Below are 6,154 nucleotides of genomic sequence, written 5' to 3' on the forward strand. Positions count from 1 at the left end.
GGGCACGACGGTAGGAGGCGGCTTCGTGACTCACCGAACGGAAAGCGGCGCCGGCGCGAGGCGGGCGGCCCCGGGCCTGCCGGACGACGCGCGGGCCGAGGTCACGGCCCCGAGCCCCGCCTGCCCCGTGGAGATCACGCTCGCCGCCTTGCGGGGCCGCTGGACGACGCTCCTCGTCCGCGAGTTGCTGCGGCGCGAGCGGAGCACATACAGCGAACTGGCCGCGGCCCTGCCCGAGCTGTCCGACAAGGTGCTGGCCGACCGCCTCGCCCAGCTCGTCGCCGCGGGCGCCGCCGACCGCACCCGCACCCCAGGCTGGCCCCCGACGGTCACCTACGAACTCACCGTGCGCGGGCGCGCCCTGGGGCCGGTCATGCAGGCCCTCTGGGACTGGGGCGCCGCGACTACTGTGAACCCATGACCACCCCACCGCCCGACCCCGCGAGGGCCCACTCCTCTCTCCCCAAGGTCGAGTTCGCCTTCCCCGGCCCTCTGCGCGACCAGCTCGTGGCGGCCGTCCTGGACGGGTCCAAGACCTCCACAACGGGTCTGGTCCTGGACTACGAGCGCGCCGGTGACCCCCTGCCGAAGGCTGGTGAGCGGTCGGTCGTCGTCGACTCCGCGGACCGGCCCGTGGGCGTCATCGAGGTCACCGAAGTGCGGGTGGCGCGGCTGGCCGACGTGGACCTCGCGCACGCCGTCGACGAGGGCGAGGGGTTCACCTCCGTCGCCGCGTGGCGGGCGGGGCACGAGAGCTTCTGGCACAGCGCCGAGATGCGGGCCGCGCTCGGGGACGACGCGTTCACCGTGGACGACACCACCGAACTCGTCCTCGAACGCTTCCGGCTCGTCGCCGACCTGCGGGAGAGCCGCCCGGCCGCCGACGCACGGGAGGAGTGAGCTGCCGTGCCCTTCGCCGAGACGGCCGACGGCGTCGCCCTCCACTACCAGCTGCACGGCTCCGGTGAACCGCTGGTGCTGCTCGCCGGGCAGTCCAACAACCACCACTGGTGGGACTGCGTACGGGACGACTTCGCGGCGCGCTTCACCACCCTCGTACTCGACCACCGGGGCACAGGCGAGAGCGACCGGCCCGACACCGACACGTACAGCACGCCCGGCTTCGCCCGTGACGTGGTCGCGGTCCTCGACCACGCGGGCATCGACCGCGCCCACGTCTACGGCACGTCCATGGGCGGCCGCATCGCGCAGTGGCTGGCCGCCGACCACCCCGAGCGGGTCGGCCGCCTCGTCCTCGGCTGTACGTCGCCGGGGGCCCCGCACGGTGTCGAGCGCGGCCCCGAGGTCCGGGCGGCCCTGAGCCAGGCCGATCCGGACGCCGCGCGCCGCGCCCTCCTTGAGCTGATGTACACGCCGGGCTGGCTCGCGGAGCAGGAACGCCTCCGCCCGGGGCGGGAGTTCCACACCCTCGGCGACCCGGCCATGCCCGCGTACGCCCGCCGCCGCCATCTGCGGGCCAGCGCCCGCCACGACGCGTGGGAGGCGCTGGCGCGGATCGGGGCGCCGACGCTCGTGGTGCACGGCACGGACGACGTGTTCAACCCGGCCGCCAACGCCCCGCTGCTCGCCGCCCGCATCCCGGACGCCAGGACGTTCCTCGTCCCCGGCGCCCGGCACGCCTACTTCGAGGAGTTCGCGGGGGTGGCCACCGCGCAGGTCCTCGCGTTCCTGGGCGGGAGCGGGCCGGCTCAGCCGCCGCTGCCGTAAGGCTTGGTCAGGATCTCCAGCTTGTGCCCGTCCGGGTCGTCCCAGTAGACGCCACGGCCGCCGTCGTTGGTGTTGATCTCGCCGGGGTGGTGGTGGTACGGGTCGGCCCAGTAGGGCAGGTCCCGCTCCTTGATCCGTCCGAAGATCGCGTCGAACTCGTCCTCGGAGACCAGGAACGCGTAGTGCTGCGGGGTGATCGGCCCGCCGTCGCTCTCGAAGTAGTCGAGGGTCACGCCGTTGGGGATCTCCACGGGGAGGAACGGCCCGTACTGCGGGCTCACCTCGAGCCCCAGGATGTCCGCGAGGAAGTGCGCGGACGCCTTCTTGTCCGTGGCCGCGACGATCGTGTGGTTCAACTCGATGGACATGAGGTGACCTCCTCGTTTGCCGGAACTCCCGTGGCCTTGCGCTGACAGGACCACGGTAGGCCGGGGTGCGGGGCGCCCGGATCGGTCCCGGGACCCGGTTCCGCCGCGCCCTGCGGACCAGGCCCCGGGACCGAGGCGTTTTCAGGCCGCGCGGGTGCTCAGATCGTCGCGGCGTCGATCACGAAGCGGTAGCGCACATCGCTGGCGAGGACACGCTCGTACGCCTCGTTGATCTGGTCGGCGCGGATCAGCTCGATCTCGGAGCCCAGGCCGTGCTCGGCGCAGAAGTCCAGCATCTCCTGGGTCTCCCGGATGCCGCCGATCATGGAGCCCGCAAGGGTCTTGCCGCCGCCGATCACGGAGAAGAGGTTGAGGGAGACCGGCTCCTCCGGGGCGCCGACGTTGACGAAGGCACCCTCCGGGCGCAGCAGCCCCAGGTACTTGTCCAGCGGCAGCGGCGCCGAGACCGTGGAGAGGATCATGTCGAAGGTCCCGGCCAGCTGCTCAAAGGTGGCGTCGTCGCTGGTCGCGTAGTAGTGATCGGCGCCCAGCCGCTCGCCGTCGGCCTTCTTGCGCAGGGACTGCGACAGGACGGTCACCTCGGCGCCCAGGGCGTGCGCGATCTTGACGCCCATGTGGCCGAGGCCGCCGAGACCCACCACGGCGATCTTCTTGCCGGGACCCGCGTTCCAGCGCCTCAGCGGGGAGTACGTGGTGATGCCGGCGCACAGCAGTGGCGCGGCCACGTCCAGCGGGAGCCCGTCGGGGATGCGGACGGTGAACGCCTCGTCCACGACGATGTGCGTGGAGTAGCCGCCGTAGGTCGGCTCGCCGTTCTTGTCGAGCGCGTTGTACGTCCCGACATTGCCCCGCGTGCAGTACTGCTCCAGGCCCGCCTCGCAGTTCTCGCACGTACGGCAGGAGTCGACCATGCAGCCGACGCCGACGCGGTCGCCCACGGCGAACTTGGTGACGCCGGGGCCGACCTGGGTCACGACGCCGGCGATCTCGTGGCCGGGCACCATCGGGAAGATGCCCTCGCCCCAGCCGTCGCGGGCCTGGTGGATGTCCGAGTGGCAGATCCCGGCGTACTTGATGTCGATCAGGACGTCGGTCTCGCCGACGGCGCGGCGCGGGATCGTGGTCCGCTCCAGGGGCGCGTCGGGGGCGGGGGCGGCGTAGGCGGTAACGGTGGTGATCTGCTCAGTCATGGCATCGACACTGCCAATGAGCTGCGGGTTCACCCAGACACCCGTTCTGCCTACGTTCAGTGGTCCTACTACTGGCGGGGTCAGGCTCGGGGTCGTACGACCCGGGATACTGGAACGTATGGACGAGTCACCCCAAACGCCGGAAACGCCGGGAACGCCTGAAAGGCCTGGAGCGCTTGAAGCGCCGGAGGCGGTCGCGGGCAAGCCCCTGGACGGCCGGGCCGAGCTGAGCGAGTTCCTGCGCACCCGCAGGGCCCGGCTGCAGCCCCAGGACGTCGGGCTGCCCAGCTACGGCCGCCACCGGCGCGTGCCCGGGCTGCGGCGTGAGGAGCTGGCGCAGCTCGCGGGGGTCTCCGTCGCGTACTACACCCGCCTCGAACAGGGGAACGGCCGCAATGTCTCGGGCGAGGTGCTCGACGCCATCGCGCGCGCCCTGCGCCTGACGGACGCCGAACACGCCCACCTCACGCACCTCGCGAAGCCGAAGGCGCTCAAGAAGAAGCGGTCCGCCCGCCCGCAGCACATGCGGCCCGCCCTGCAACAGCTCCTCGACTCCATCGACGGCGTCCCCGCGTACGTCGTCGGCCGCCGCTCGGACATCCTCGGCTGGAACGCGATGGCGGCGGCGCTCTTCGGCGACTGGGGCCAACTGGCGCCGAAGGACCGCAACTGGGCGCGGATCTGCTTCCTGGACGAGGGCGTACGGGATTTCTTCGTGGACTGGGAGCAGAAGGCGTCCGACATCGTCAGCTACCTGCGCATGGACGCGGGCTGCTATCCCAACGACCCGAGGCTGACCGCCCTGGTCGGCGAACTCTCCGTGAAGAGCGAGGAGTTCAGGAACCTGTGGGCCACGCACGACGTGCGGGAGAAGGGCCACGGCGTCAAGCGGATGCGCCACCCGCTGGTGGGCGAGGTGACCCTCTCGTACGAGACGCTGCGGCTGCCGGACGACTGCGACCAGTCGCTGATCATGTACCACGCGGAGCCGGACTCGGCGGCGGCGCAGGCGCTGCGGCTGCTCGCGAGCTGGGGCAGGGACGCGGCGTCGGTGGGCTCGGCGACGAAGTGAGCAATGGCCTCGAAGCGAGCAACGGCCCCGCGGGGCGGGCGATTTCGCGGGCGGCAGAACGTCTGGCGCTGCCCGATGGCGTGATCGCTCCCTAGGGTGGAGGAGTGAGCAGCGATGAGCGGCAGAAGCCGAACGAAGCCCGCGTGATTCCCCTGCGCCCGGTGAAGGCGGCGCCGGTGCCGCCCACCGGTGAGGCCAAGGAGCCTCTCTGGCGGGACGTCGTCGGGGACGTCCTGCGCCGTGAGCGCCTGGCGCAGGAGCGCACGCTCCAGGACGTGGCGGACGCCGCCCGGATCTCCATGCCGTACCTCTCCGAGCTGGAGCGCGGCCGAAAGGAGGGCTCTTCCGAGGTCCTCGCGGCCGCCGCCCACGCGCTCGGGCTGCGCCTTTCCGACCTGCTCGCCCTGGCACAGGGCCGGCTGGCCGGCCTCCCCCGTGCGAGGCCGGCCAGGGCGTCGTACCAGGGCGAGATGCGGCTGGCCGCGTGAGCGCGGATCCCGGGGGCCTACGGGCCCGGCTCAGGCGGCGACGGGCACGTTCCGCCTGCTGAGCACCTGGTCGGCGAGCCCGTACGCGACGGCCTCCTGCGCGGTGAAGACCTTGTCCCGGTCCATGTCGGCGCGCAGGGTGTCGATGTCGTGGTGCGTGTGCCGGGACAGCACCTCCTCCACCTGGGAGCGGATCCGCAGCATCTCCTGTGCCTCCAGGGCGAGATCCGAGACCGTCCCCTGCCGGCCGCGGCTCGCGGGCTGCCCGAGCAGCACGCGCGCGTGGTCGAGCACGAACCGCCTGCCGGGGTCGCCGCCCGCGAGCAGCACGGCGGCGGTGGAGGCGGCCTGTCCGACGCAGAACGTCGAGATCGGCGCGGAGATGAAGCTCATGGTGTCGTAGATGGCCATGAGCGAGGTGAAGGATCCGCCGGGCGAGTTGATGTAGAGGGCGACCTCGCGCTCGGGGGCGGAGGACTCCAGGTGGAGCAATTGCGCGATGACGACGTTGGCGACGCCGTCGTCGATCTCCGTGCCGAGGAAGATGATCCGCTCGGAGAGCAGACGGCTGTAGATGTCGTAGGCGCGCTCGCCCTGCGGGGTGCGCTCGACGACGGTGGGAATCGTGTACTGACTCACTGCGTTCCCCTTCCTCTCTCAGATCCCGAGCCCGATGCGCCGCTTCGACCCGGCGGGCCGCACGTCCTCCAGGGACTCGACCACGCGATCGACCATCCCGTACTCCTTGGCCTGCTCGGCGGTAAACCACCGGTCGCGGTCGCCGTCCCGGGAGATCGTCTCCGGGCTCTGTCCGGTGTGCTCGGCGGTGATCCGCTCGATGGCCTTCTTGGTGAACTCCAGGTTCTCGGCCTGGATGGCGATGTCGGCGGTGGTGCCGCCGATGCCGGCCGACGGCTGATGCATCATGATCCGCGCGTTGGGCAGCGCGAACCGCTTGCCGTGCGTGCCCACGCTCAGCAGGAACTGGCCCATGCTGGCGGCGAATCCCATGGCGAGGGTGGAGACGTCGTTGGGGATGAGCCGCATGGTGTCGTAGATGGCGAGTCCCGCGGTCACCGAGCCGCCGGGACTGTTGATGTACAGCCCGATGTCGGTCTTCGGATCCTCCGCCGACAGCAACAGCAGCTGCGCACAGACGCGGTTGGCGGACACCTCGTCGACCTGCGTCCCGAGGAACACGATCCGCTGGTTGAGCAGTTGCGCGGCGAGATGATCGTCGAACCGCGACGGAGAGGTCTCCCCCTCCTCACCCGCCCGCGGCCCCGC

9 protein-coding genes are annotated in these 6,154 nt (G+C 71.5%); 5 read left to right on the forward strand and 4 right to left on the reverse strand.

Annotated elements, in window-relative coordinates:
• The first annotated feature begins 25 nt into the window (after positions 1-25).
• From GKQ77_RS25545 to GKQ77_RS25555, 3 genes are read left to right on the forward strand one after another with little or no spacing between them, the layout of a single operon-like run.
• Positions 26-421 (forward strand): winged helix-turn-helix transcriptional regulator, encoded by a 396-nt coding sequence (locus GKQ77_RS25545; protein ID WP_219691288.1) that lies wholly within the window; start codon positions 26-28, stop codon positions 419-421.
• The gene (locus GKQ77_RS25550; protein WP_219691289.1) at positions 418-900 is read left to right on the forward strand and encodes an ASCH domain-containing protein; all 483 of its coding nucleotides are present in this window, start codon (positions 418-420) and stop codon (positions 898-900) included. Before GKQ77_RS25545 ends, GKQ77_RS25550 begins: the two co-directional genes overlap by 4 nt.
• Before the next feature lie 6 nt (positions 901-906).
• Positions 907-1,728, forward strand: a complete 822-nt coding sequence (locus tag GKQ77_RS25555) for an alpha/beta fold hydrolase (protein WP_219691290.1) — start codon at positions 907-909, stop codon at positions 1,726-1,728.
• Here the strand turns inward: GKQ77_RS25555 and GKQ77_RS25560 are convergent.
• Together GKQ77_RS25560 and GKQ77_RS25565 are read right to left on the reverse strand one after the other, a co-directional pair.
• Entirely contained in the window at positions 1,710-2,096 is a 387-nt protein-coding gene (locus tag GKQ77_RS25560) for a VOC family protein (RefSeq protein ID WP_219691291.1), read from the reverse strand. The genes GKQ77_RS25555 and GKQ77_RS25560 overlap by 19 nt on opposite strands.
• 158 nt (positions 2,097-2,254) lie before the next feature.
• The gene (locus GKQ77_RS25565) at positions 2,255-3,307 is read right to left on the reverse strand and encodes an NAD(P)-dependent alcohol dehydrogenase (protein WP_219691292.1); all 1,053 of its coding nucleotides are present in this window, start codon (positions 3,305-3,307) and stop codon (positions 2,255-2,257) included.
• 118 nt (positions 3,308-3,425) lie between these two features.
• Here GKQ77_RS25565 and GKQ77_RS25570 point away from each other — a divergent pair, with 118 nt between their 5' ends.
• Entirely contained in the window at positions 3,426-4,379 is a 954-nt protein-coding gene (locus GKQ77_RS25570; protein ID WP_219691293.1) for a helix-turn-helix transcriptional regulator, read from the forward strand.
• 104 nt (positions 4,380-4,483) lie between these two features.
• Positions 4,484-4,867 carry a helix-turn-helix domain-containing protein gene (locus tag GKQ77_RS25575; protein ID WP_219691294.1) on the forward strand — a complete coding sequence of 128 codons (384 nt, stop codon included), beginning with the start codon at positions 4,484-4,486 and terminating at the stop codon, positions 4,865-4,867.
• A 30-nt stretch (positions 4,868-4,897) separates the two neighbouring features.
• Here the strand turns inward: GKQ77_RS25575 and GKQ77_RS25580 are convergent, their stop codons facing one another.
• Positions 4,898-5,506: a ClpP family protease gene (locus GKQ77_RS25580; protein WP_219691295.1), complete on the reverse strand. Its 609-nt coding sequence runs from the start codon at positions 5,504-5,506 to the stop codon at positions 4,898-4,900.
• An 18-nt stretch (positions 5,507-5,524) separates the two neighbouring features.
• Positions 5,525-6,154 (reverse strand): ATP-dependent Clp protease proteolytic subunit (locus GKQ77_RS25585; protein WP_219691296.1); only part of this gene is annotated, 630 nt, incomplete at its 5' end.

The sequence above is a fragment of the Streptomyces anatolicus genome (assembly GCF_019400875.1).
Taxonomy (GTDB): Bacteria; Actinomycetota; Actinomycetes; order Streptomycetales; family Streptomycetaceae; genus Streptomyces; species Streptomyces anatolicus.